Source organism: Kitasatospora sp. NPDC028055, from assembly GCF_040637885.1.
Taxonomy (GTDB): Bacteria; Actinomycetota; Actinomycetes; order Streptomycetales; family Streptomycetaceae; genus Kitasatospora.
On record NZ_JBEZXE010000019.1, the window covers coordinates 22,585 to 46,309 of the forward strand.

Consider the following 23,725-nt stretch of genomic DNA (forward strand, 5'->3'; position numbering starts at 1 on the left):
GCGGCACCGGTTGTCACTGGTGGGTCGTACGGTGGAGGCGTGCGTCCCATCACGAGTATTGAGCGGTCCGTGGCGCCCTTCGAGGTCGTCAGCCCCTACCAACCCAACGGTGACCAGCCGGCGGCGATCGCCGAACTGGAACGGCGGATCAGGGCGGGGGAGAAGGACGTCGTGCTGCTCGGTGCCACCGGTACCGGCAAGTCGGCCACCACGGCCTGGATGATCGAGAAGCTGCAGCGCCCCACCCTGGTGATGGCGCCGAACAAGACGCTGGCCGCGCAGCTGGCGAACGAGTTCCGCGAGCTGCTGCCGAACAACGCGGTCGAGTACTTCGTCTCGTACTACGACTACTACCAGCCGGAGGCGTACGTCCCGCAGACGGACACCTACATCGAGAAGGACTCCTCGATCAACGAGGAGGTCGAGCGGCTGCGGCACTCGGCCACCAACTCGCTGCTCACCCGCCGCGACGTGATCGTGGTCGCCTCCGTCTCCTGCATCTACGGCCTCGGCACCCCGCAGGAGTACGTGGACCGGATGGTCCCGCTCAAGGTCGGCCAGGAGATCGACCGCGACGTGCTGCTGCGCCGCTTCGTCGACATCCAGTACGCCCGCAACGACGTGGCCTTCACCCGCGGCACCTTCCGGGTCCGCGGCGACACCATCGAGATCTTCCCGGTCTACGAGGAGCTCGCCGTCCGGATCGAGATGTTCGGCGACGAGATCGAGTCGCTCTACACCCTGCACCCGCTCACCGGCGAGATCATCAGCCAGGACGAGCAGATCTACGTCTTCCCCGCCTCGCACTACGTGGCCGGCCCCGAGCGCATGGAGCGGGCGATCACCGGCATCGAGCAGGAGCTGGAGCAGACGCTCGGGAAGCTGGAGAAGCAGGGCAAGCTGCTGGAGGCCCAGCGGCTGCGCATGCGCACCACCTACGACATCGAGATGCTGCGCCAGATCGGCACCTGCTCGGGCGTCGAGAACTACTCGATGCACTTCGACGGCCGCGAGCCCGGCTCCCCGCCGAACACCCTGCTGGACTACTTCCCGGAGGACTTCCTCCTGGTCATCGACGAGTCGCACGTCACCGTCCCGCAGATCGGCGCGATGTACGAGGGCGACGCCTCGCGCAAGCGCACGCTGGTCGAGCACGGGTTCCGGCTGCCCTCGGCGATGGACAACCGCCCGCTCAAGTGGGAGGAGTTCCTGGGGCGGATCGGGCAGACGGTGTACCTGTCGGCGACGCCCGGGGCGTACGAGCTGTCGCGCGGCGACGGTCAGGTCGAGCAGATCATCCGCCCGACCGGGCTGATCGACCCCGAGGTGATCGTCAAGCCGACCGAGGGCCAGATCGACGACCTGGTGCACGAGGTCCGCAAGCGGGTCGAGCGGGACGAGCGCGTCCTGGTCACCACGCTGACCAAGAAGATGGCCGAGGACCTCACCGACTACATGCTGGGCCTGGACATCCGGGTCCGGTACCTGCACAGCGACGTGGACACCCTGCGCCGGGTGGAGCTGCTGCGCGAGCTGCGGGCGGGCAAGTACGACGTGCTGGTCGGCATCAACCTGCTGCGTGAGGGCCTGGACCTGCCCGAGGTGTCGCTGGTGGCGATCCTGGACGCGGACAAGGAGGGCTTCCTGCGCTCCGGCACCTCGCTCATCCAGACGATCGGCCGCGCGGCCCGCAACGTCTCCGGCCAGGTGCACATGTACGCGGACCGGATCACCCCGTCGATGGAGAAGGCGATCGACGAGACCAACCGGCGCCGGGCCGTGCAGCAGGCCTACAACAAGAAGCACGGGATCGACCCGCAGCCGCTGCGGAAGAAGATCGGCGACATCCTGGACACCCTCGCCCGGGAGGACGTGGACACCGACGAGCTGCTCTCCAGCGGCTACCGGGGCCAGGGCAAGGGCAAGGCCCCGGTGCCGGCGCTGGGCGCGGGGCGCAAGCCGGCCAAGTCGCTGCCGGCCGCCGAGCTGGCGGAGCTGATCCAGGAGATGACGGACCGGATGCACACGGCCGCCGCGGACCTCCAGTTCGAGGTCGCGGCGCGGCTGCGCGACGAGGTCAAGGAGTTGAAGAAGGAGCTGCGGCAGATGCGCGAGGCGGGTGTGGCCTGAGGCCCGCCGTGCGGGGCTTGGCCGGTTCGGCACCGGTCAAGCCCCGCGGTGTCTCATCCTTGCCACAAACCGGGTAACCCGGAGGAGTCGCGGGTGCCGCAGGCCCTAGGCTGGCCTGCGGCATCGCGCCCTCGGGACGGGGTCGCGGGCCGGAAGCAGAGGGGGCCTCAGCCGGGGGACGGCGACGGGGTGTTCCACCGGGGAGCCGTGCGGCAGCGACCGCGCGGCCGGCAGAGAGGACAACGTCGTGTCGGTGAACCTTGCCAAGGGGCAGCGGGTCAGCCTCCAGAAGGGGGCGGGCGCCGCCCTGACCGTGGTGCGGATGGGGCTGGGCTGGCAGGCCGCGCCCAAGCGGGGCCTGTTCGGCAGCCGGACCAGGAAGATCGACCTGGACGCCTCCGCCCTGCTGTACGCCGAGCGGACCCCGTCCGACGTGGTGTTCTTCCAGCACCTGGAGTCCACCGACGGCTCGGTGCGGCACACCGGGGACAACCTGGAGGGCGGCTCCGGGGACGAGGACGACGAGGCGATCCTGGTCGACCTGCTGCACGTGCCGCCGCACATCACCCAGGTGGTGTTCACGGTCAGCTCGTACACCGGGCAGACCTTCGCCGAGGTGAGCCAGGCGCACTGCCGGCTGGTGGACGAGGCGACCGGGGTGGAGCTGGCCCGGTACGAGTTGGCGGGCGGCGGGCCGCACACCGGGCAGATCATGGCGAAGGTGGTCCGGGACGGCAACGGCGGCTGGGAGATGCAGGCGATCGGCGCCCCGGCGAAGGGGCGGACCTTCCAGGACCTGCTGCCGGCGATCGAGCCCTTCCTCTGACGGTTCTTTACCTTCTTTACCTTTCCTTGCCTCTTCTGTTACTCTCGATGGCAGCGGAGGGGAGTATTCCTCGACAGCCGACCCCGTCATCACGGATGCCCGTCGTGGCACCCCGGGGCGCTGGCCCGAAGGGTGGAAGAGACCTCCGGCAGTGACGATGACTGTCTCGCCTACCTGCCGGAGGAGCAGTAGTGGACGTTTCCATCACCATGTGGGTCACCACGATCGGTGTGCTGATCGCACTGATCGTGGCGGACTTCTTCATCGGGGGGCGCAAGCCGCACGAGGTCTCGATCAAGGAGGCCGGGATCTGGACGGCCGTCTGGGTCGTGCTGGCGCTGCTCTTCGGCGGTTTCCTCTGGTGGCACTCCGGCGCGCAGCCGGCTGGTGAGTTCTTCGCCGGGTACATCACCGAGAAGTCGCTCAGTGTCGACAACCTCTTCGTGTTCATCCTGATCATGGGCAAGTTCGCGGTGCCCAGGATCTACCAGCAGCGCGTGCTGATGTTCGGTGTGATCATCGCGCTGGTGCTGCGGGCGGTGTTCATCGCCGGTGGTGCGGCGCTGGTGACGCAGTTCTCCTGGGTGTTCTTCATCTTCGGCGCCTTCCTGATCTGGACGGCCTGGAAGCTGATCAAGGAGGCCAGGGCCGACGAGGAAGAGGAGGAGTTCGAGGAGAACCGGCTGCTCAAGTCGATCACCCGGCGCTTCCCGGCCACCGACGACTACCGCGGCACCAAGCTGTTCGTCCGGGAGCACGGTCGCCGGCTGATCACCCCGATGCTGATCGTGATGCTGGCGATCGGTACGACGGACGTGCTGTTCGCCCTGGACTCGATCCCGGCCATCTTCGGCCTCACCCAGGACCCGTACGTGGTCTTCACCGCCAACGCCTTCGCCCTGATGGGGCTGCGCCAGCTGTACTTCCTGATCGGCGGCCTGCTCAAGAAGCTGGTCCACCTGAGCTACGGCCTGTCGGTGATCCTCGGCTTCATCGGCGTGAAGCTGGTCCTGCACGCCGCCCACGAGGCCGGTGCGAACGTCCCGGAGATCGGCATCCCGTTCTCCCTGGGCTTCATCGTCGTCGTCCTGGCCGTCACCACGGTCACCAGCCTGATGGCCTCCAAGAAGCAGGAGCAGGCCGAGCGCGAGCCCGAGAAGCTGGACGCCTGACCCGCTCGAACGACGCGAAGGGGCCCCGCGACGCGCACTGCGTCGCGGGGCCCCGCCGCGTCCGGGGGCGGGCTACCAGCCGCGCTCGCGCCACTCGTCCAGGTGTGGGCGCTCGGTGCCGAGGGTGGTGTCGTTGCCGTGGCCGGGGTAGACCCAGGCCTCGTCCGGCAGGGCGTCGAAGATCTTCTCGTTGACGTCCCGGAAGAGGGTCGTGAAGGCCTCCGGGTCGCCCCAGGTGTTGCCGACGCCGCCCGGGAAGAGGCAGTCGCCGGTGAAGACGTGCGGGTGGCCCTGGGGGTCGTCGTAGATGAGCACGATCGCGCCGGGGGTGTGCCCGACCAGGTGCCGGACGGTGAGCCCGACCTCGCCGACCCGCAGGGTGTCGCCGTCCGCGAGCCGCAGCTCGGTCGGCACGTCGATGCCCTCGGCGTCGTGCTCCCCGGCGGCGGTGCGGGCCCCGGTGGTGGCGACCACCTCGGCCAGCGCGCCCCAGTGGTCGTGGTGCCGGTGGGTGGTGACCACGGTCGCCAGGTCGTCGCCGACCGTCTCCAGCAGCACCGGCGCGTCGGCGGCCGCGTCGATCAGCAGCTGCTCGTCGGTGGCCCGGCAGCGCAGCAGGTACGCGTTGTTGTCGTACGGGCCCACGGCCACCTTGGTGATGATCAGGTGGGCCAGTTCGCGTACGTCCGGCGGCCCGCCGACCTTGACCGCTCCGTGGTACGTCATCCGTCCGCTCCTCGTCAGGGTCCGACTGAAACAGGGTTCGGGATCATCCTCGCGCCCTCAGCCCAGCGGGGGAAGCTGGGGGAGGGCGGTGTCGGGGGTGCGGGCCAGGTCGGTGCCGGCGGAGCGGCCGGAGAGCCAGGCGAGCAGGCCGCGGACGGGGCCGCGGACGGTGAGGGCGGCCGCTCCGGTGCCGATCAGGCCCTTGTCCCCGGTGTCCTCGGCGACCAGCTCGACGGCGGGCAGGTCGGCCCCGGCCAGCTTGGTGGCGAGCTTGCGGAACTCGGTGACGGCGAAGAGCTCCGGCCACTCGGCGGGGCCGTAGCCGCCGTCCAGGTCGACCAGGTGGTACTCCAGCTCGCCGAGGCGCTTCCAGGCGAGGTCGCAGGCCGGGAAGACCGCGCCCGAGCGGTGGCGCACCTCGGCGGCCCAGTCCTCGGGGGCCATCAGCGCAGCGGCCGCGAGGAAGCGCTGGTGGGACTCGCGCAGGTCGGCGAGCTGGGCCTCCAGCGGGCGGCCGGCGCCCTCCTGGATGCCCTCCTCGCGGGCGTGCTCGCTGGCGTACTGCGGGATGTCGGTGCCGGTGCGGGCGCCGGTCAGCAGGTTGACCAGGGAGTCGGCGTTGCGGGAGACGTGGGCGAGCACATGGCCGCGGGTCCAGCCGGGGAGCGCGGAGGGCTCGGCGAGGGCCTCGGGCGCCAGCCCGGCGACGGTCTCCAGCAGCGCCCGGGTGCCGTCCTCCACCAGGGCCAGGTGCTCGGCGGCGATCGCGGCTGCGGACTGCGGGTCGGTCATCGGATCTGCCTTCTGTACGGGGCGGTGCGTTGCCCGGAGGGGGCCTCGCTCGTTGACCAGCCGACGCTACCGCCCGGTCCCCGGTCCTGAGCAGGGGTTTTTCGGTCCGGATACGGACGGCCCGGCGGGCGCTCTCACTCGTTCGGGTGGACTCCGCTGGACGAAGTCGAGATTCGAACGTCTGAGCTATAGGCTGGCTGCCGCATCCTGGAAGAAGAACACCCCACACACCGCAAGCCCTCTCGTCCGGAGAAAGGCGCCAGAAGCAGTGGCCGACCGCCTCATCGTCCGCGGTGCTCGCGAGCACAACCTCAAGAACGTCTCGCTCGACCTGCCCCGCGACTCCCTCATCGTCTTCACGGGCCTCTCCGGCTCCGGCAAGTCCTCGCTCGCCTTCGACACGATCTTCGCCGAGGGCCAGCGCCGCTACGTCGAGTCGCTGTCCTCGTACGCCCGGCAGTTCCTCGGGCAGATGGACAAGCCCGACGTCGACTTCATCGAAGGCCTCTCCCCGGCCGTCTCGATCGACCAGAAGTCGACCAACCGCAACCCCCGTTCGACCGTCGGCACCATCACCGAGGTCTACGACTACCTGCGCCTGCTGTTCGCCCGGATCGGCAAGCCGCACTGCCCGCACTGCGGCCGCCCGATCGCCAAGCAGTCGCCGCAGGCGGTCGTCGACAAGGTGCTGGAGCTCGCCGAGGGCACCCGGTTCCAGGTGCTCAGCCCGGTGGTGCGCGAGCGCAAGGGCGAGTTCGTCGACCTCTTCGCCGACCTCCAGTCCAAGGGCTACTCGCGCGCCCGGGTCGACGGCGAGACGATCCAGCTCGCCGAGCCGCCGAAGCTCAAGAAGCAGGAGAAGCACACCGTCGAGGTGGTCGTCGACCGCCTGACCGTCAAGGAGAGCGCCAAGCGGCGGCTCACCGACTCGGTGGAGACGGCCCTGCGGCTGTCCGGCGGCATGGTCGTGCTCGACTTCGTCGACCTCCCCGAGGGGGACCCGGAGCGCGAGCGGATGTACTCCGAGCACCTCTACTGCCCGTACGACGACGTGTCGTTCGAGGAGCTGGAGCCGCGCTCGTTCTCCTTCAACTCGCCGTTCGGCGCCTGCCCGGACTGCTCGGGCCTGGGCAACCGGATGGAGGTGGACCCGGAGCTGGTCGTGCCGGACGTCGAGCGCTCGCTCGACGAGGGCGCGATCCACCCGTGGTCGGCCGGGCACGCCAAGGAGTACTTCCAGCGCCTGATCGACGCGCTCGGCGAGGAACTCGGCTTCCGCACCGACATCCCCTGGGCCGGGCTGCCCGCCCGCGCCAAGAAGGCGCTGATGTACGGGCACAAGCACCAGGTGCAGGTCCGCTACCGCAACCGCTTCGGCCGCGAGCGCTCGTACAGCACCGGCTTCGAGGGCGCCGTCCCGTTCATCCAGCGCCGGCACACCGAGGCGGAGAGCGACAGCAGCCGCGAGCGCTTCGAGGGCTACATGCGCGAGGTGCCCTGCCCGACCTGCCAGGGCACCCGGCTCAAGCCGGTGGTGCTCGCGGTCACCGTCGAGGACAGGTCGATCGCCGACGTCTCCTCGATGTCGATCAGCGACTGCGCCGAGTTCCTGGGCGCGATGAAGCTCAACGACCGGGACAAGCAGATCGCCGAGCGGGTCCTCAAGGAGGTCAACGAGCGGCTGCGCTTCCTGGTCGACGTCGGCCTGGACTACCTCTCGCTGGACCGCGCGGCCGGCACCCTGTCCGGCGGCGAGGCCCAGCGCATCCGGCTGGCCACCCAGATCGGCTCCGGCCTGGTCGGCGTGCTGTACGTGCTGGACGAGCCGTCCATCGGCCTGCACCAGCGGGACAACCACCGGCTGATCGAGACGCTGGTGCGGCTGCGCGACATCGGCAACACCCTGATCGTGGTCGAGCACGACGAGGACACCATCAAGACCGCGGACTGGGTGGTGGACATCGGCCCGGGCGCAGGTGAGCACGGCGGCAAGGTCGTGCACTCCGGCGCGTTGAAGGGGCTGTTGGCCAACAAGGAGTCGCTGACCGGGCAGTACCTCTCCGGCAAGCGCTCCATCCCGATCCCGGCCGCCCGCCGCGACCGGGACAGGAAGCGCCAGCTGACGGTGCACGGCGCCCGCGAGCACAACCTCAAGGACGTCACGGTCGGCTTCCCGCTCGGCACCTTCACGGCGATCACCGGCGTCTCCGGCTCCGGCAAGTCGACGCTGGTCAACGACATCCTCTACACCCACCTCGCCCGGGAGCTGAACGGCGCCCGCAGCGTGCCCGGCCGGCACACCCGGATCACCGGCACCGACCTGGTGGACAAGGTGGTGCACGTCGACCAGTCGCCGATCGGCCGCACCCCGCGCTCCAACCCGGCCACCTACACCGGGGTGTTCGACCACGTCCGCCGGCTCTTCGCGGAGACCCAGGAGGCCAAGGTCCGGGGCTACCTGCCCGGCCGGTTCTCCTTCAACGTCAAGGGCGGCCGCTGCGAGAACTGCACCGGCGACGGCACCATCAAGATCGAGATGAACTTCCTGCCGGACGTCTACGTCCCGTGCGAGGTGTGCCACGGCGCCCGGTACAACCGGGAGACGCTGGAGGTCCACTACAAGGGCAAGTCCATCGCCGAGGTGCTGGACATGCCGATCGAGGAGGGGCTGGCCTTCTTCGAGGCCGTCCCGGCAATCGCCCGCCACCTGCGGACGCTCAACGACGTCGGCCTCGGCTACGTCCGGCTCGGCCAGTCCGCGCCGACGCTCTCCGGCGGCGAGGCGCAGCGCGTCAAGCTCGCCTCCGAGCTGCAGAAGCGCTCCACCGGGCGGACGGTCTACGTGCTGGACGAGCCCACCACCGGCCTGCACTTCGAGGACATCAGCAAGCTGATCAAGGTGCTCAGCGGGCTGGTCGACAAGGGCAACACGGTGATCGTGATCGAGCACAACCTCGACGTGATCAAGACCGCCGACTGGGTCGTCGACATGGGCCCCGAGGGTGGCTCCGGCGGCGGCACGGTGGTCGCCGAGGGCACCCCGGAGCAGATCGCGGCCGTCCCGGAGAGCCACACCGGCAAGTTCCTGCGGGACATCCTGCCGGGCGACTTCGCCGACGCCCCGGTCGCGGCTCCCGCCAGGAAGGCACCCGCCAAGAAGGCCGCCACCGCGACGGCCGCGAAGAAGGCCGCCACCGCGACGGCCGCCAAGGCGCCCGCCAAGGCGGCCGCCGCCAAGAAGGCCCCGGCCAAGCGGGCCGCCGCGGCGAAGAAGTAGGCCCGACCCGCCCCGCCGCTCCCGGACCTCCCGCCGCTCCCGGACCTCCCGCCGCTGCCGGACATCCCGGCAGCGGCGGGGCGGGTGCGGCATAGACTTCCGTGGTCCCTCGCAGCAGCACACCGTAGGAGCGCACCGATGTCCGAGGCCCCCGAGACCAGCCCCGCCACCTCCCGCCGCACCCTGCTCTGCGGAGCCGCGGCCGTGCTGGCGGCCGGCGGCACCGTGGCGGTCACCGGCTGCAGCTCCTCCGCCGGCTCCTCGGACGCCGGCAGCGCCGCCAAGGGCCCGGTGGACCTCGGCCCGGCCTCGGCCGTCCCGGAGGGCGGCGGCAAGGTCTTCCGCGAGCAGAAGATCGTCGTCACCCAGCCGACCGCCGGCCAGTACAAGGCGTTCAGCGCCAAGTGCACCCACGCCGGCTGCATCGTGGACCAGGTCAAGAACCAGCAGATCCAGTGCCCCTGCCACGGCAGCCGGTTCGCCATCGCCGACGGCGCGGTGCAGGACGGCCCGGCCCCCACCCCGCTGCCCTCCTACGCGGTCACGGTCGAGGGCGGCAACCTCAAGGTGACCCCGAGCTGAAGCAGTTGATCGACTTCCAGCCGAACTCGGTACGGTGGACCCATGGCTGACCCGAGCACCTACCGCCCGGCGCCGGGCGCGATCCCGACCTCCCCGGGCGTCTACAAGTTCCGTGACGCCCACGGCCGGGTCATCTACGTCGGCAAGGCCAAGAGCCTGCGGCCGCGGCTGTCGTCCTACTTCCAGGACCTCGCCGGTCTGCACCCGCGCACCGCGACCATGGTGACCACCGCCGCCTCGGTGGAGTGGACCGTGGTCGCCACCGAGGTCGAGGCGCTCCAGCTGGAGTACTCCTGGATCAAGGAGTTCGACCCCCGGTTCAACGTCAAGTACCGCGACGACAAGAGCTATCCGGAACTCGCCGTCACCCTCGACGAGGAGTACCCGCGGGTCCAGGTGATGCGCGGGGCGCACAAGAAGGGCGTGCGCTACTTCGGCCCCTACGGGCACGCCTGGGCCATCCGCGAGACCGTCGACCTGCTGCTGCGCGTCTTCCCCGTCCGCACCTGCTCCAACGGCGTGTTCAAGCGCGCCCGGCAGGTCGGCCGCCCCTGCCTGCTCGGCTACATCGGCAAGTGCGCCGCGCCCTGCGTCGGCAGGGTCTCCGCGGACGAACACCGGGCGCTGGCCGAGGACTTCTGCGACTTCATGGCCGGGCGCACCGGCAACTACCTGCGCCGGCTGGAAGAGCAGATGCAGGAGGCCGCGGCCGAGATGGAGTACGAGAAGGCGGCCCGGTTGCGGGACGACATCGGCGCCCTCAAGCGCGCGATGGAGAAGAACGCCATCGTGCTCGCCGACGCCACCGACGCCGACCTGCTGGCCGTGGCCGAGGACGAACTGGAGGCCGCCGTCCAGATCTTCCACGTCCGCGGCGGCCGGGTGCGCGGCCAGCGCGGCTGGGTCACCGACAAGGTCGAGGACGTGGACACCGCCGGCCTGGTCGAGCACGCCCTCCAGCAGCTCTACGGCGGCGCCGGCCCGGACGAGCGCAACGAGTCCGTCCCGCGCGAGGTGCTCGTCCCCGCCCTGCCCGAACCGGCCGCCCCCGTCCGGGAGTGGCTCAGCGGGCTGCGCGGCAGCCAGGTCGACCTGCGGATCCCGCAGCGCGGCGACAAGAAGGACCTGATGGCCACCGTGCAGCGCAACGCCCAACAGGCGCTGGCCCTGCACAAGACCAAGCGCGCCTCCGACCTCACCACCCGCAGCCGCGCCCTCCAGGAGATCGCCGACGCGCTGGAGCTGGACTCCGTCCCGCTGCGGATCGAGTGCTACGACATCTCCCACCTCCAGGGCGAGGACGTGGTCGCCTCCATGGTCGTCTTCGAGGACGGCCTGGCCCGCAAGAGCGAGTACCGGCGCTTCCAGATCAAGGGCTTCGAGGGCCAGGACGACGTCCGCTCGATGCACGAGGTGATCAGCCGCCGCTTCCGCCGCTACCTCCAGGAGCGCGAGCAGACCGGCGAGTGGGCCGTCCCGGAGGAGCCCGACGAGGACCAGCCGGGCGACGGCCCGCGCACCGAGGACGGCCGCCCCAAGCGCTTCGCCTACCCGCCGCAGCTGCTGGTGGTCGACGGCGGCCAGCCGCAGGTTGCCGCCGCCCAGCGGGCCCTGGCGGAGCTCGGCATCGACGACGTCGCGCTGTGCGGCCTCGCCAAGCGCCTGGAGGAGGTGTGGCTGCCCGGCGAGGACGACCCGGTCGTGCTGCCCCGCTCCAGCGAAGGCCTCTACCTGCTCCAGCGGGTCCGCGACGAGGCCCACCGCTTCGCGATCGGCTACCAGCGCGCCAAGCGTTCCAAGCGACTCACCGCCGGGGAGCTGGACTCCGTCCCGGGCCTCGGCGAGACTCGCCGCCAGGCGCTGCTCAAGCACTTCGGCTCGCTGAAGAAGCTCCGGGCCGCCACCGTGGACGAGCTCTGCGCGGTACCCGGCATCGGGCGCCGCACCGCGGAAACTGTTGCGGCGGCGTTGTCGTCCCGTACACCCGCCGCACCCGCGGTCAACACCGCGACCGGCGAGATCATCGAGGACGGGGCCGACGAGGCCGCCGAGCCGGTGGCCGCAGCACCCCAGACCGCACCATCCCAGGAGACGCCATGACGGCCGACGCCGCCCGTCTGTCGGCGCGCCCCGACCCCGCCCGACTGTCCGGGACGGGGAAGAGCGGCCGTGCCGTGCGCGTTCTCCCCAGCAGAAAGACCGAGAGCGGGGAACCGAAGTGACCGTGTCAGACGTGGCCGAGAACGCGCCGGAGCTGGTGATCATCTCCGGCATGTCCGGAGCCGGCCGCTCCACCGCCGCCAAGTGCCTGGAGGACCTGGGCTGGTTCGTGGTGGACAACCTGCCGCCGGCCCTGATCCCGACCATGGTCGACCTGGGCGCCCGTTCCCAGGGCAACGTCGCCCGGATCGGCGTCGTCGTGGACGTCCGCGGCCGCCAGTTCTTCGACGACCTGCTCACCTCGCTGGACGAGCTGGAGAAGCGCGGCGTCCGGCTCCGGGTGGTCTTCCTGGACTCCTCCGACGAGGCGCTGGTCCGCCGCTTCGAGAGCGTGCGCCGCCCGCACCCGCTGCAGGCCGACGGCCGGATCGTGGACGGCATCGCCCAGGAGCGCGACCTGCTGCGCGACCTGCGTGGCGAGGCCGACCTGGTGATCGACACCTCCAACCTCAACGTGCACCAGCTGCGCGCCAAGCTGGACGCCCAGTTCGCCGACCACGACGAGCCCGAGCTGCGCGCCACCGTGATGTCCTTCGGCTTCAAGTACGGCCTGCCGGTCGACGCCGACCTGGTGGTGGACTGCCGCTTCCTGCCGAACCCGCACTGGGTGCCCGAGCTGCGGGCCCGTACCGGCACCGACTCGGACGTCGCCGACTACGTGTTCCAGCAGCCCGGTGCCAACGAGTTCCTGAACGGCTACGCCGAGCTGCTGCGCATCGTCACCGAGGGTTACCGCAGGGAGGGGAAGCGCTACATGACGCTTGCCGTAGGCTGCACCGGTGGCAAGCACCGCAGCGTCGCCATGTCCGAGCGTCTGACCAAGCGTCTCATCGCCGACGGAGTCGAGACGGTGCTCGTCCACCGTGACATGGGTCGGGAGTAACCGCCGCCTTCCCTGCCGGGCCGCCGGCGGTGCCGGTGGCGGGGCCGAGGAACGCGAGGTGATTGTGGCGGGATACGTGCCCGGGCGACAGCTGCAGAGCAGGACCGCGGAGCGGGCGGCCGGCCCGTGGCCGGGTCGGCCGCGGAGCAGTCCCGCCCGGGCCAATCCGGCCCCCCGGATCACCGCGCTCGGCGGCGGCCAGGGCCTGTCCGCCTCGCTGTCCGCGCTGCGCCGGCTCACCAGCGACCTCACCGCGGTGGTCACCGTCGCCGACGACGGCGGCTCCAGCGGACGGCTGCGCGAGGAGTTGGGGGTGCTGCCGCCCGGCGACCTGCGCAAGGCGCTGGCCGCGCTGTGCGGGGACGACGACTGGGGCCGCACCTGGTCCGAGGTCATCCAGCAGCGCTTCACCGGCAACGGCGAGCTGGGCGGCCACGCCGTCGGCAACCTGCTGATCGTGGCGCTCTGGGAGAAGCTCGGCGACCCGGTCGCGGCGCTGGACTGGGTCGGCCGGCTGCTGAACGTCCAGGGCCGGGTGCTGCCGATGTCGGCGGTGCCGCTGGACATCGAGGCCACCGTGCGCGGCCACGACCCGGCCCGCCCGGCCGAGGTCACGGCCGTCCGCGGCCAGGCCGACGTGGCCGTCACCCCCGGCACCGTGCAGTCGATCCGGCTGCTGCCGGACGAGCCGCCGGCCGTCCCGGAGGCGGTCACGGCGGTCCGGGAGGCGGACTGGGTGGTGCTCGGCCCCGGCTCCTGGTTCACCAGCGTGCTGCCGCACCTGCTGGTGCCCGAGCTGGCCAAGGCGCTGGTGGAGACCCGCGCCCGCCGCCTGCTCACGCTGAACCTGGCCCCGCAGCCCGGGGAGACCGAGGGCTTCACCCCGCAGCGCCACCTGGAGGTCATCGCCGACCACGCTCCCGACCTGGTGGTGGATGCGATCCTGGTGGACGAGCGCGCCGTCACGGGCGGCGCCTTCGGCCAGGCGGACCTGGCCGGACTGGAGAAGGCCGCCGAGCGGATGGGTGCCGCTCTGGTGCTCGGCACGGTGGCCCGCACCGACGGCACCCCGCGACACGACCCGGAGCTGTTGGCAGCCGCGTACGACCGGATTTTCCGGACACATGGAAGGATCGGGCCATGGCGATGACTCCAGCGGTGAAGGACGAGATCAGTCGGCTCCCGGTCACCCGGGCCTGCTGTCGCAAGGCTGAGGTGTCGGCGATCCTGCGGTTCGCGGGCGGGCTGCACATCGTGAGCGGCCGCATCGTGATCGAGGCGGAGCTGGACACCGGCGCGGCGGCGCGGCGGCTGCGCAAGGACCTGCTGGAGATCTTCGGGCACTCCTCCGACCTCGTGGTGATGGCGCCCGGCGGCCTGCGGCGCGGCAGCCGCTTCGTCGTCCGGGTGGTCAAGGACGGCGAGCTGCTCGCGCGCCAGACCGGCCTGGTGGACGGCCGCGGCCGGCCGATCCGGGGTCTGCCCCCGGCGGTCGTCTCCGGGGCCACCTGCGACGCCGAGGCCGCCTGGCGCGGGGCCTTCCTGGCGCACGGCTCGCTCACCGAGCCGGGCCGCTCCTCCTCGTTGGAGATCACCTGCCCCGGCTCGGAGGCGGCGCTGGCCCTGGTCGGCGCGGCCCGCCGGCTCGGCATCCCGGCCAAGGCCCGCGAGGTGCGCGGGGTGGACCGGGTGGTCATCCGCGACGGTGACGCGATCGGCGCGCTGCTGACCCGGCTCGGGGCGCACGAGTCGGTGCTCGCCTGGGAGGAGCGCCGGATGCGGCGCGAGGTCCGGGCCACCGCCAACCGGCTCGCCAACTTCGACGACGCCAACCTGCGCCGCTCGGCCCGCGCCGCGGTGGCGGCCGGTGCCCGGGTGCAGCGCGCGTTGGAGATCCTCGGCGAGGAGGTGCCCGAGCACCTGGCGGCAGCCGGCCAGCTGCGGATGCAGCACAAGCAGGCCTCGCTGGAGGAGCTGGGCGCGCTCGCCGACCCGCCGCTGACCAAGGACGCGGTGGCCGGCCGGATCCGTCGCCTGCTGGCGATGGCCGACAAGCGGGCGGCCGAGCTGGGCCTGCCGAGCACCGAGGCCAACCTGACCGACGAGATGGCGCTGAACTAGCTCCGAACCACTGCGGCCGGTGTCCGGATTCCGGGCACCGGCCGCAGCTGTGTCCGGGAGCGGACGGGAGCGGACGGGGGCGGACGGGGTCCGACCGGGGCTCGGACGGCGATCCGAAATTGGTCAAGACCACTTGACCAGGACCAACGGCCCCGGCGGGCGGGGACGGAGGGCCCGGATACGCGCCACGCCACGTCTTGCCAGGTGGCGCGATGTGCCCTCCCAGGGTCGGGAGAGGTAGGGTCGTAGGCGGTCGGGGACTTCCCAAATCTCATCCCCGTCGGCTCAGCGCCGGCGTACCTAACGAGGAGATCGGTTCGTGACGATCCGGGTAGGCATCAACGGCTTCGGCCGCATCGGCCGCAACTTCTTCCGCGCCGTCAAGGCCCAGGGCGCGGACATCGAGATCGTCGGTGTCAACGACCTCACCGACACGAAGACCCTGGCTCACCTGCTCAAGTACGACACCACCCTGGGCACCTTCCCGGGCGAGGTCTCGCACACCGAGGACAGCATCACCGTCGACGGCCACACCTTCAAGGTGACCGCCGAGCGTGACCCGGCCAACCTGCCGTGGGCCGCCCTGGGCGCCGACATCGTCGTCGAGTCCACCGGCATCTTCACCAAGGCCGAGGCCGCGAAGAAGCACCTCGCCGCCGGCGCGAAGAAGGTCATCATCTCGGCGCCCGCCACCGACGAGGACGTCACCATCGTCCTGGGTGTCAACGACGAGAAGTACGACGCCGCCAACCACCACATCATCTCCAACGCCTCCTGCACCACGAACTGCGTGGCGCCGATGGCGAAGGTGCTGAACGAGGCGTTCGGCATCGTCAAGGGTCTGATGACCACCGTCCACGCGTTCACCAACGACCAGGTGACCCTGGACTTCCCGCACAAGGACCTGCGCCGTGCTCGTGCGGCCTCGCAGAACATCATCCCGACCTCGACCGGTGCCGCCAAGGCGACCGCCCTGGTCCTGCCGGAGCTGAAGGGCAAGCTGGACGGCACCTCGCTGCGCGTCCCGGTCCCGACCGGCTCCATCACCGACCTGGTCGTCACCCTGGAGCGCGAGGTCACCAAGGAGGAGGTCAACGCGGCCTTCCAGAAGGCGGCGGAGGGTTCCCTCAAGGGCATCCTGGCCTACACCGAGGACCCGATCGTGTCGTCGGACATCGTCAACGACCCGGCCTCCTGCATCTTCGACTCGCAGCTCACCATGGTCCAGGGCAACCAGGTCAAGGTGCTCGGCTGGTACGACAACGAGTGGGGCTACTCGAACCGCGTCGTGGACCTGGTCACCCTCGTCGGTGGCCAGCTCTGACGCAGTGGGAGCTGACGTGATGTAGGGGCGAGGGCCCGGACGGCGACAACGTGCCGACCGGGCCCTCGTTCTGCGTACAAGGACTTCTCAGGCGGCCCCTGCGCCGTGCCGCCTCTGCGCATCAACCATCTCCCCAGGAGACAGAAGAACCCGTGAAGACCATCGAAGACCTGGACGTCGCCGGCAAGCGCGTCTTCGTGCGCGCCGACCTGAACGTCCCGCTGTCGGACGGCCGGATCACCGACGACGGCCGCATCCGCGCCGTGGCGCCGACCATCGCCAAGCTCGTCGAGCGCGGTGCCAAGGTCGTCGTCGCCTCCCACCTCGGCCGCCCCAAGGGTGAGCCGGACCCGCAGTTCTCGCTCGCCCCGGTCGCCGAGCGGCTCGGCGGGATCCTCGGCAAGCCGGTCGCCTTCGCCACCGACACCGTGGGCGAGTCCGCCGCGGCCACCGTCGCCGCGCTGGCCGACGGCGAGGTCGCGCTGCTGGAGAACCTGCGCTTCAACGCCGGCGAGACCAGCAAGGACGACACCGAGCGCAAGGCCTTCGCCGAGCAGCTGGCCGCCCTGGCCGACCTGTACGTCGGCGACGGCTTCGGCGCCGTGCACCGCAAGCACGCCTCGGTGTACGACCTGCCGGCCCTGCTGCCGCACGCCGCCGGCGACCTGATCGCCACCGAGGTCGGCGTGCTCAAGAAGCTCACCGAGGACGTCGAGCGCCCGTACGTCGTCGTGCTCGGCGGCGCCAAGGTGTCCGACAAGCTCGGCGTGATCGACAACCTGCTGGAGAAGGCCGACCGGATCCTGATCGGCGGCGGCATGGCGTACACCTTCCTCAAGGCCAAGGGCCACGAGGTCGGCATCTCGCTGCTGCAGGAGGACCAGATCCCGGTCTGCCTGGAGTACCTGGCCCGGGCCGAGGCGCGCGGCGTCGAGTTCGTGCTGCCGGTGGACGTCCTGGTCTCGCCGGACTTCCCCGACCTCAAGACCAAGGCCCCGGCGAACCCCAAGGTCGTCGCCGCGGACGCCATCCCGGCCGACGAGGAGGGCCTGGACATCGGCCCGAAGACCCGCGAGCTGTACGCCTCCAAGCTGGCCGACGCGGGCACGGTGTTCTGGAACGGCCCGATGGGCGTCTTCGAGCACCCCGACTACGCGAACGGCACCAAGGCCGTCGCGCAGGGCCTGCTGGACAGCAACGCGTTCACCGTGGTCGGTGGCGGCGACTCCGCCGCGGCCGTCCGCATCCTGGGCTTCGACGAGACGAAGTTCGGGCACATCTCGACCGGCGGTGGCGCGAGCCTCGAGTACCTGGAGGGCAAGACCCTCCCCGGTCTCGCCGCCCTGGAAGGCTGAAAGCATGACTGAGCGTCTCCCGCTGATGGCGGGCAACTGGAAGATGAACCTCAACCACCTCGAGGCCATCCAGCACACCCAGAAGCTGGCGTTCGCGCTGGCCGACAAGGACTACGAGGCCGTCGAGGTCGCCGTCCTGGTGCCGTTCACCGACCTGCGGTCGGTGCAGACCCTGGTCTTCGGCGACAAGTTGAAGATCAAGTACGGCTCGCAGGACATCTCGCAGCACGACGGCGGCGCCTACACCGGCGAGGTCTCCGGCCCGATGCTGGCCAAGCTCCAGTGCACCTACGCGGTGATCGGCCACTCGGAGCGCCGCCAGTACCACGGCGAGAACGAGGAGATCGTCAACGCCAAGGTCAAGGCCGCCTACCGGGCCGGGGTCACCCCGATCCTGTGCATCGGCGAGCCGCTGGAGATCCGCAAGGCCGGCACCCACGTCGCGTACACCCTGGCCCAGCTGGACGGCGCCCTGGAGGGCGTCCCGGCGGACCAGGCCGAGTCGATCGTGGTCGCCTACGAGCCGGTCTGGGCGATCGGCACCGGCGAGGTGGCCACCCCGGAGGACGCGCAGGAGGTCTGCGCCGCGATCCGGGCCCGCCTGGCCGAGCTGTACAGCGCCGAGCTGGCCGACAAGGTCCGTGTGCTGTACGGCGGTTCGGTCAAGTCGTCGAGCGCGGCCGGCCTGATGGCCAAGCCCGACATCGACGGCGGCCTGATCGGCGGTGCCTCGCTGGACGCCGACGAGTTCGTCAAGATCGTGCGCTACCGTGAGCAGGCAGTAGGCTAACGCCGCGCAGCAACGTAGGCTTTGGGGCCGGACCGCCGACAGCGGCCCGGCCCCGTCGCCGAAGATACGAGAGAGTTGGTCCGGTCGTGGTTCTCGGGTTCTCGATTGCCCTGATCATCTTCAGCCTGCTGATGATCCTGCTGGTGCTCCTGCACAAGGGGAAGGGCGGCGGCCTGTCGGACATGTTCGGCGGCGGTGCGATGTCCACCGGCGGCGGTTCGGCGGTGGCCGAGCGCAACCTGGACCGCATCACCATCGTGGTCGGCATCGGCTGGTTCGCCTCGATCATCGCGCTGGGCCTGATCCTGAAGTACAAGAGCTGACACAGCCCTGACGCCCCGTCGCCCGAGCGCCTATCCTGGGACGGTCGGGGGCGGAGGCGATGGTGGCGGAACCTTAAGTCCTGCTTACACTAGGACGACTTTCGCCACCGACGCGCACCGCGGCGGGTCGGCGCACCAGCACGCAGGGAGTCAGACCGTGGCAAGTGGCAACGCCATCCGTGGGAGCAGGGTCGGGGCAGGCCCGATGGGGGAGGCGGAGCGCGGCGAGTCCGCTCCGCGCAACAGGATCTCCTTCTGGTGCGCCAACAAGCACGAGACGCGCCCCAGCTTCGCCGCCGAGGCCGTCATCCCGGACACCTGGGACTGCCCGCGCTGCGGCTTCCCGGCCGGGCAGGACGAGCACAACCCGCCGGCTCCCTCGCGCAACGAGCCGTACAAGACCCACCTCGCCTACGTCCGGGAGCGGCGCACCGACGCCGACGGCGAGGCGATCCTCGCCGAGGCGCTGGCCAAGCTGCGCGGCGAGATCTGAGGAGCTGACGACAAAGGGCGCCACCCGTCGAGTGACGGGGGCGCCCTTCGGCGTTCTCCGCGGCTCCTAGGCCGAGGCCGGCGGGTACAGCTGCGGCGGGATCCGCTCGGCGGCGGCGCGGTCCAGCAGCCACAGGGTGCGGCTGCGGCCGTACGCGCCGGAGGCGGGCGCCTGGAGCTCACCGGGGCCGGACAGGGCCAGCGCGACCGCGCCCGCCTTGTCCTCGCCGGCGGCCAGCAGCCAGACCTCGCGGGCCGCCCGGATCGCCGGGAGGGTGAGCGAGACCCGGGTCGGCGGGGGCTTGGGGGCCCCGCGCACGCCGACCACGGTCAGCTCGGTCTCCCGCACGCCCGGGTGCTCCGGGAAGAGCGAGGCGACGTGGGTGTCCGGGCCGACGCCGAGCAGCAGCACGTCGAAGGCCGGGACGCCGAGCCGGTCGCCCGGTCCGGCGGCCTTGGCCAGTTCCTCCGCGTAGCGGGCGGCGGCCGCCTCCACGTCCGAGCCGTCCACCCCGTCCGAGGCGGGCATCTCGTGCACCCGCGCCGGGTCGAGCGGGACGGCGTCCAGCAGCTCGGCGCGGGCCTGGACGGCGTTGCGGTCCGGGTCGGCGGCGGGGACGAAGCGCTCGTCGCCCCACCACAGGTCCAGCCGGGCCCAGTCGACCGCGTCGCGCGCCGGGGAGGCGGCGATCGCGGCCAGCAGGGCGTTGCCGTTGCGGCCGCCGGTGAGCACCACCGAGGCGGTGCCGCGGGCGGCCTGGGCGTCCACGATCCGGGTGATCAGCCGGGCCGCGGCCGCCTGGGCCATCAGCTCCTTGTCCCGGTGGACGACCAGCTGCGGGGTCGCGGCCGTCATGCGCTGCCCTTGGCGGCGCGCTTGCCCGCGACCTTCCTCGCGGCGGACTTCTCCGCGTCGGCGGTCACCCGGGCCGGGTTGGCCACCGCGGCGTCGGCGGCCGCGGCCGCCGCGTCGGCGACGGGCACCGCCGCGGCCGCCGGGGCGGTGTGCTCCGAGGGCTCGCGCAGCCGCTCGACGGACGTGCGCACGGCCGTCGAGTAGATGTCGTCCGGGTCCAGCCGGCGCAGCTCCTCGGCGATCAGCTCCGAGGTCTCGCGCCGCTTGAGCGCCACCTGGCGGTCCGGCGAGCCGGGCATGGAGAGCGTGCCCATCAGGCCGTCCGGGCGGTCCAGGGTGATGTCCCCGTCCTTGGTGCGCAGGTGCACCGCGGTGATGCCGGGGCCGCCGGTGACGACCCGCTCGACCGGCACGTTCAGCCGGTTGAGCAGCCACAGGCCGAGCAGCTCGACGCTGGGGTTGTAGGACTCGCCCTCGACCACCACCGAGGTGATGGCGGCCGGCCGCTGGTCCAGCGCGGCGGCCAGCATCGAGCGCCAGCCGGTGATCCGGGTCCAGGCCAGGTCGGTGTCGCCCGGGGTGTAGCTCTGCGAGCGCTGGGCGAGCTGGCCGACCGGGGACTCGGCGGTGACGGCGTCGGTGATCCGGCGCTGGGCGAGCGCGCCCAGCGGGTCCTGCGCCGGGTGCAGCGGCGCGTTGTCCGGCCACCAGACCACGGTCGGGGCGTCCGGCAGCAGCAGCGGCAGGACCACCGACTGGGCGTGCAGGGCGAGTTCGCCGTGCATGCGCAGGATGACCGTTTCTCCGGAGCCGGCGTCCGAGCCGACCAGGATCTCGGCGTCCAGCCGGGTCTCGGCGCGGGCCCGGGGCGAGCGGCCGGCGCGCTTGATCACCGCGAGGGTGCGCATCGGGTGCTCGCGGGAGGCCTCGTTGGCGGCCTTGAGGGCGTCGTAGGCGCTGCCCTCGTCGGTCACGATGACCAGGGTGAGCACCATGCCGGCGGCGGTGGAGCCGCTGGCCCGGCGCGCCTCCATCAGCGCGGCGTTGATCTTGCTGGACGTCGTGTTGGTGAGGTCGATCTTCATGGCCGCCGCCAGCTCCTGCCGTCTCGTGCGAGCATCTCGTCCGCCTCGGCCGGGCCCCAGGTGCCCGCCGCGTACTGGGCGGGCTTGCCGTGGGCGTCCCAGTACTTCTCGATCGGGTCGAGGATCTGCCAGGAGAGCTCGACCTCCTGGTGGCGCGGGAACAGGTTGGCGTCGCCGAGCAGCACGTCGAGGATGAGCCGCTCGTACGCCTCCGGGCTGGACTCGGTGAAGGACTCGCCGTAGGCGAAGTCCATCGTGACGTCCCGGACCTCGAAGGAGGTGCCCGGCACCTTGGAGCCGAACCGCACCGTCACGCCCTCGTCCGGCTGGACCCGGATGACCAGGGCGTTCTGCCCCAGCTCCTCGGTCGCGTAGGAGTCGAACGGCAGGTACGGGGCGCGCTGGAAGACCACCGCGATCTCGGTGACCCGGCGGCCCAGCCGCTTGCCGGTGCGCAGGTAGAACGGGACGCCCGCCCAGCGGCGGTTGTTGATCTCCAGCTTGATGGCCGCGTAGGTGTCGGTCTTGGAGTCCGGGTCGATGCCGTCCTCGTCCAGGTAGCCGACTACCTCCTCGCCGCCCTGCCAGCCGGCCGCGTACTGGCCGCGCACGGTGTGCCGGCCGAGGTCGGCCGGGAGCTTGACGGCGCTGAGCACCTTGAGCTTCTCGGCCACCAGCGCCTTCGGGTGGAAGGACGCCGGCTCCTCGATGGCGGTGAGCGCCATCAGCTGGAGCAGGTGGTTCTGGATGACGTCACGGGCGGAGCCGATGCCGTCGTAGTAGCCGGCCCGGCCGCCGATGCCGATGTCCTCGGCCATGGTGATCTGCACGTGGTCGACGTACGACCGGTTCCAGATCGGCTCGAACATCTGGTTGGCGAAGCGCAGCGCCAGGATGTTCTGGACCGTCTCCTTGCCCAGGTAGTGGTCGATCCGGAAGACCTCGTCGCGCGGGAAGACCTCGTGGACGACCTTGTTGAGCTCCTGGGCGCTCTCCAGGTCGTGGCCGAAGGGCTTCTCGATGACGGCGCGGCGCCAGGAGCCCTGCGGCGGGTCGGCCAGGCCGTGCTTCTTGAGCTGCTGGACGACCGTGGGGAAGAACTTCGGCGGGACGGACAGGTAGAAGGCGAAGTTGCCGCCGGTGCCCTGGGCCTTGTCCAGCTCCTCGATGGTCTCGCGCAGCTTGTCGAAGGCCTCGTCGTCGTCGAAGGTGCCCTGGACGAAGCGCATGCCCTTGGCGAGCTGCTGCCAGACCTCCTCCCGGAACTGGGTCCGGGCGTGCTCCTTGACCGCGTCGTGGACCTCCTTGGCGAAGTCCTCGTCCTCCCACTCGCGGCGGGCGAAGCCCACCAGGGAGAAGCCCGGCGGCAGCAGACCCCGGTTGGCGAGGTCGTAGATGGCCGGCATCAGCTTCTTGCGGGACAGGTCGCCGGTGACCCCGAAGATGACCAGGCCGGACGGCCCCGCGATGCGCGGGAGCCGCCGGTCGGAGGGGTCACGAAGCGGGTTGACGGGGGCGGCCGGGAGGTCGTCCGCGTCCGATTCCGACGTCAACTCGGGGAAATCAGTGCTCACTTGGTGTGCTCCGCTTTCGTGCGCTGGCTGTGTGAGCAGGGGTCACTGCTCGTTGGCGAAGGAGGCCAGCGAGGCGGTGACGGTGTCGAGCAGCTCCTGCCAGGACTGCTCGAACTTCTGCACGCCCTCGTCCTCCAGCACCTGGACGACGTCGTCGTAGTCCACGCCGGCGGCCGCGATGGCGTCCAGGACGGCCTTGGCGTCGGCGTAGTTGGGGACGATGGTGTTGCCGGTGACCACGCCGTGGTCGCCGGTGGCGTCCAGGGTGGCCTCGGGCATGGTGTTGACGGTGCCCGGGGCGACCAGCTCGGTGACGTACAGGGTGTCCGGCAGGGCCGGGTCCTTGACGCCGGTCGAGGCCCACAGCGGGCGCTGCGGCTTGGCGCCGGCGGCCTCCAGGGCCTTCCAGCGGGCGCTGCCGGCGGTCTTGCCGTCGACCGAGCCGAAGACCTCCTCGTACGCCTGGTAGGCGAGGCGGGCGTTGGCCAGCGCGGCCTTGGAGCGCAGGTCCTTGGCCTCGCCGCCGACCTTGTCCAGGCGCTTGTCGATCTCGGTGTCCACGCGGGACACGAAGAAGGAGGCGACCGACTCGATCTGGGAGAGGTCCAGGCCCTTGGCCTTGGCGGCCTCCAGGCCGGTCAGGTAGGCGTCCATGACGGCCTTGTAGCGCTCCAGCGAGAAGATCAGCGTGACGTTGACGCTGATGCCCAGGCCGATGACCGAGGCGATGGCCGGCAGGCCGGCCTTGGTGGCGGGGATCTTGATCAGGACGTTCGGGCGGTCGACCAGCCACCACAGCTGCTTGGCCTCGGCCACGGTCGGGGCGGTCTCGTGCGCCAGGCGCGGGTCGACCTCGATGGAGACCCGGCCGTCGCGGCCGTTGGAGGCGTCGTAGACCGGGCGCAGCACGTCGGCGGCGTCGCGCACGTCCGAGGTGGTGATCATGCGGATCGCCTCGTCGGTGGTGACCCCGCGGACGGCGAGGTCGCGCAGCTGGCCGTCGTAGGAGCTGTCGCCGCTGCCGGCGATGGCCTTCTGGAAGATGGTCGGGTTGGTGGTGACACCCACCACGTGCTTGTTCTGCACCAGCTCGGCCAGGTTGCCGGAGTTCAGCCGCGCGCGGCTGAGGTCGTCCAGCCAGATCGCAACGCCTTCGTCGCTGAGGCGCTTCAGTGCGTCAGTCATGGTGCTTCAGTC

General features: G+C 71.2%; 20 protein-coding genes. 14 read left to right on the top strand and 6 right to left on the bottom strand.

Annotated elements, in window-relative coordinates:
• Nucleotides 1-39 precede the first annotated feature (39 nt).
• The 3 genes from uvrB to AB0F71_RS20300 all read left to right on the top strand — a co-directional run bounded on the left by uvrB (nucleotide 40) and on the right by AB0F71_RS20300 (nucleotide 4,128).
• Entirely contained in the window at nucleotides 40-2,130 is a 2,091-nt protein-coding gene (uvrB, locus tag AB0F71_RS20290; protein ID WP_360236070.1) for an excinuclease ABC subunit UvrB, read from the top strand.
• A gap of 247 nt (nucleotides 2,131-2,377) precedes the next feature.
• On the top strand, nucleotides 2,378-2,956 hold the full coding sequence (locus tag AB0F71_RS20295; RefSeq protein ID WP_360236073.1) for a TerD family protein: 579 nt from the start codon (nucleotides 2,378-2,380) through the stop codon (nucleotides 2,954-2,956).
• A gap of 191 nt (nucleotides 2,957-3,147) precedes the next feature.
• The gene (locus AB0F71_RS20300; protein ID WP_360236076.1) at nucleotides 3,148-4,128 is read left to right on the top strand and encodes a TerC family protein; all 981 of its coding nucleotides are present in this window, start codon (nucleotides 3,148-3,150) and stop codon (nucleotides 4,126-4,128) included.
• Nucleotides 4,129-4,200: 72 nt separating this feature from the next.
• Here the strand turns inward: AB0F71_RS20300 and AB0F71_RS20305 are convergent, their stop codons facing one another.
• Nucleotides 4,201-4,854: an MBL fold metallo-hydrolase gene (locus tag AB0F71_RS20305; protein WP_360236079.1), complete on the bottom strand. Its 654-nt coding sequence runs from the start codon at nucleotides 4,852-4,854 to the stop codon at nucleotides 4,201-4,203.
• Nucleotides 4,855-4,911: 57 nt separating this feature from the next.
• Entirely contained in the window at nucleotides 4,912-5,646 is a 735-nt protein-coding gene (locus AB0F71_RS20310) for a maleylpyruvate isomerase family mycothiol-dependent enzyme (protein WP_360236082.1), read from the bottom strand.
• Nucleotides 5,647-5,914: 268 nt separating this feature from the next.
• Here AB0F71_RS20310 and uvrA point away from each other — a divergent pair, with 268 nt between their 5' ends.
• The 11 genes from uvrA to AB0F71_RS20365 all read left to right on the top strand — a co-directional run bounded on the left by uvrA (nucleotide 5,915) and on the right by AB0F71_RS20365 (nucleotide 19,014).
• A complete protein-coding gene (uvrA, locus tag AB0F71_RS20315; protein WP_360236085.1) occupies nucleotides 5,915-8,923 on the top strand; it encodes an excinuclease ABC subunit UvrA in 3,009 nt (1,002 codons plus the stop codon).
• Nucleotides 8,924-9,061: 138 nt separating this feature from the next.
• The gene (locus AB0F71_RS20320) at nucleotides 9,062-9,505 is read left to right on the top strand and encodes a Rieske (2Fe-2S) protein (protein WP_360236088.1); all 444 of its coding nucleotides are present in this window, start codon (nucleotides 9,062-9,064) and stop codon (nucleotides 9,503-9,505) included.
• 42 nt (nucleotides 9,506-9,547) lie between these two features.
• Entirely contained in the window at nucleotides 9,548-11,605 is a 2,058-nt protein-coding gene (gene uvrC, locus AB0F71_RS20325; RefSeq protein ID WP_360236091.1) for an excinuclease ABC subunit UvrC, read from the top strand.
• A gap of 118 nt (nucleotides 11,606-11,723) precedes the next feature.
• Entirely contained in the window at nucleotides 11,724-12,608 is an 885-nt protein-coding gene (gene rapZ / locus AB0F71_RS20330) for an RNase adapter RapZ (protein ID WP_360236094.1), read from the top strand.
• A gap of 178 nt (nucleotides 12,609-12,786) precedes the next feature.
• Nucleotides 12,787-13,758: a uridine diphosphate-N-acetylglucosamine-binding protein YvcK gene (gene yvcK, locus AB0F71_RS20335; protein ID WP_360236406.1), complete on the top strand. Its 972-nt coding sequence runs from the start codon at nucleotides 12,787-12,789 to the stop codon at nucleotides 13,756-13,758.
• A complete protein-coding gene (whiA, locus tag AB0F71_RS20340; RefSeq protein ID WP_188308910.1) occupies nucleotides 13,749-14,729 on the top strand; it encodes a DNA-binding protein WhiA in 981 nt (326 codons plus the stop codon). The genes yvcK and whiA overlap by 10 nt, the downstream gene beginning before the upstream one ends.
• Nucleotides 14,730-15,048: 319 nt before the next feature.
• Nucleotides 15,049-16,053, top strand: coding sequence for a type I glyceraldehyde-3-phosphate dehydrogenase (gap, locus tag AB0F71_RS20345; protein WP_360236098.1), 1,005 nt, complete (start codon nucleotides 15,049-15,051; stop codon nucleotides 16,051-16,053).
• A 152-nt stretch (nucleotides 16,054-16,205) separates the two neighbouring features.
• Nucleotides 16,206-17,408: a phosphoglycerate kinase gene (locus tag AB0F71_RS20350; protein ID WP_360236101.1), complete on the top strand. Its 1,203-nt coding sequence runs from the start codon at nucleotides 16,206-16,208 to the stop codon at nucleotides 17,406-17,408.
• 4 nt (nucleotides 17,409-17,412) lie between these two features.
• The gene (gene tpiA, locus AB0F71_RS20355) at nucleotides 17,413-18,198 is read left to right on the top strand and encodes a triose-phosphate isomerase (protein WP_360236104.1); all 786 of its coding nucleotides are present in this window, start codon (nucleotides 17,413-17,415) and stop codon (nucleotides 18,196-18,198) included.
• 86 nt (nucleotides 18,199-18,284) lie between these two features.
• Entirely contained in the window at nucleotides 18,285-18,521 is a 237-nt protein-coding gene (gene secG / locus AB0F71_RS20360; RefSeq protein ID WP_360236107.1) for a preprotein translocase subunit SecG, read from the top strand.
• A 157-nt stretch (nucleotides 18,522-18,678) separates the two neighbouring features.
• Nucleotides 18,679-19,014 (top strand): RNA polymerase-binding protein RbpA, encoded by a 336-nt coding sequence (locus AB0F71_RS20365; RefSeq protein WP_035841977.1) that lies wholly within the window; start codon nucleotides 18,679-18,681, stop codon nucleotides 19,012-19,014.
• Between the two features lie 66 nt (nucleotides 19,015-19,080).
• Here the strand turns inward: AB0F71_RS20365 and pgl are convergent, their stop codons facing one another.
• The 4 genes from pgl to tal form a co-directional block, all read right to left on the bottom strand.
• The gene (gene pgl, locus AB0F71_RS20370; RefSeq protein WP_360236110.1) at nucleotides 19,081-19,869 is read right to left on the bottom strand and encodes a 6-phosphogluconolactonase; all 789 of its coding nucleotides are present in this window, start codon (nucleotides 19,867-19,869) and stop codon (nucleotides 19,081-19,083) included.
• The gene (gene opcA / locus AB0F71_RS20375) at nucleotides 19,866-20,954 is read right to left on the bottom strand and encodes a glucose-6-phosphate dehydrogenase assembly protein OpcA (RefSeq protein WP_360236113.1); all 1,089 of its coding nucleotides are present in this window, start codon (nucleotides 20,952-20,954) and stop codon (nucleotides 19,866-19,868) included. Before opcA ends, pgl begins: the two co-directional genes overlap by 4 nt.
• A complete protein-coding gene (gene zwf, locus AB0F71_RS20380; protein WP_360236409.1) occupies nucleotides 20,951-22,507 on the bottom strand; it encodes a glucose-6-phosphate dehydrogenase in 1,557 nt (518 codons plus the stop codon). The genes opcA and zwf overlap by 4 nt, the downstream gene beginning before the upstream one ends.
• Nucleotides 22,508-22,570: 63 nt before the next feature.
• A complete protein-coding gene (gene tal, locus AB0F71_RS20385) occupies nucleotides 22,571-23,713 on the bottom strand; it encodes a transaldolase (RefSeq protein WP_360236116.1) in 1,143 nt (380 codons plus the stop codon).
• Between the last annotated feature and the right edge of the window lie 12 nt (nucleotides 23,714-23,725).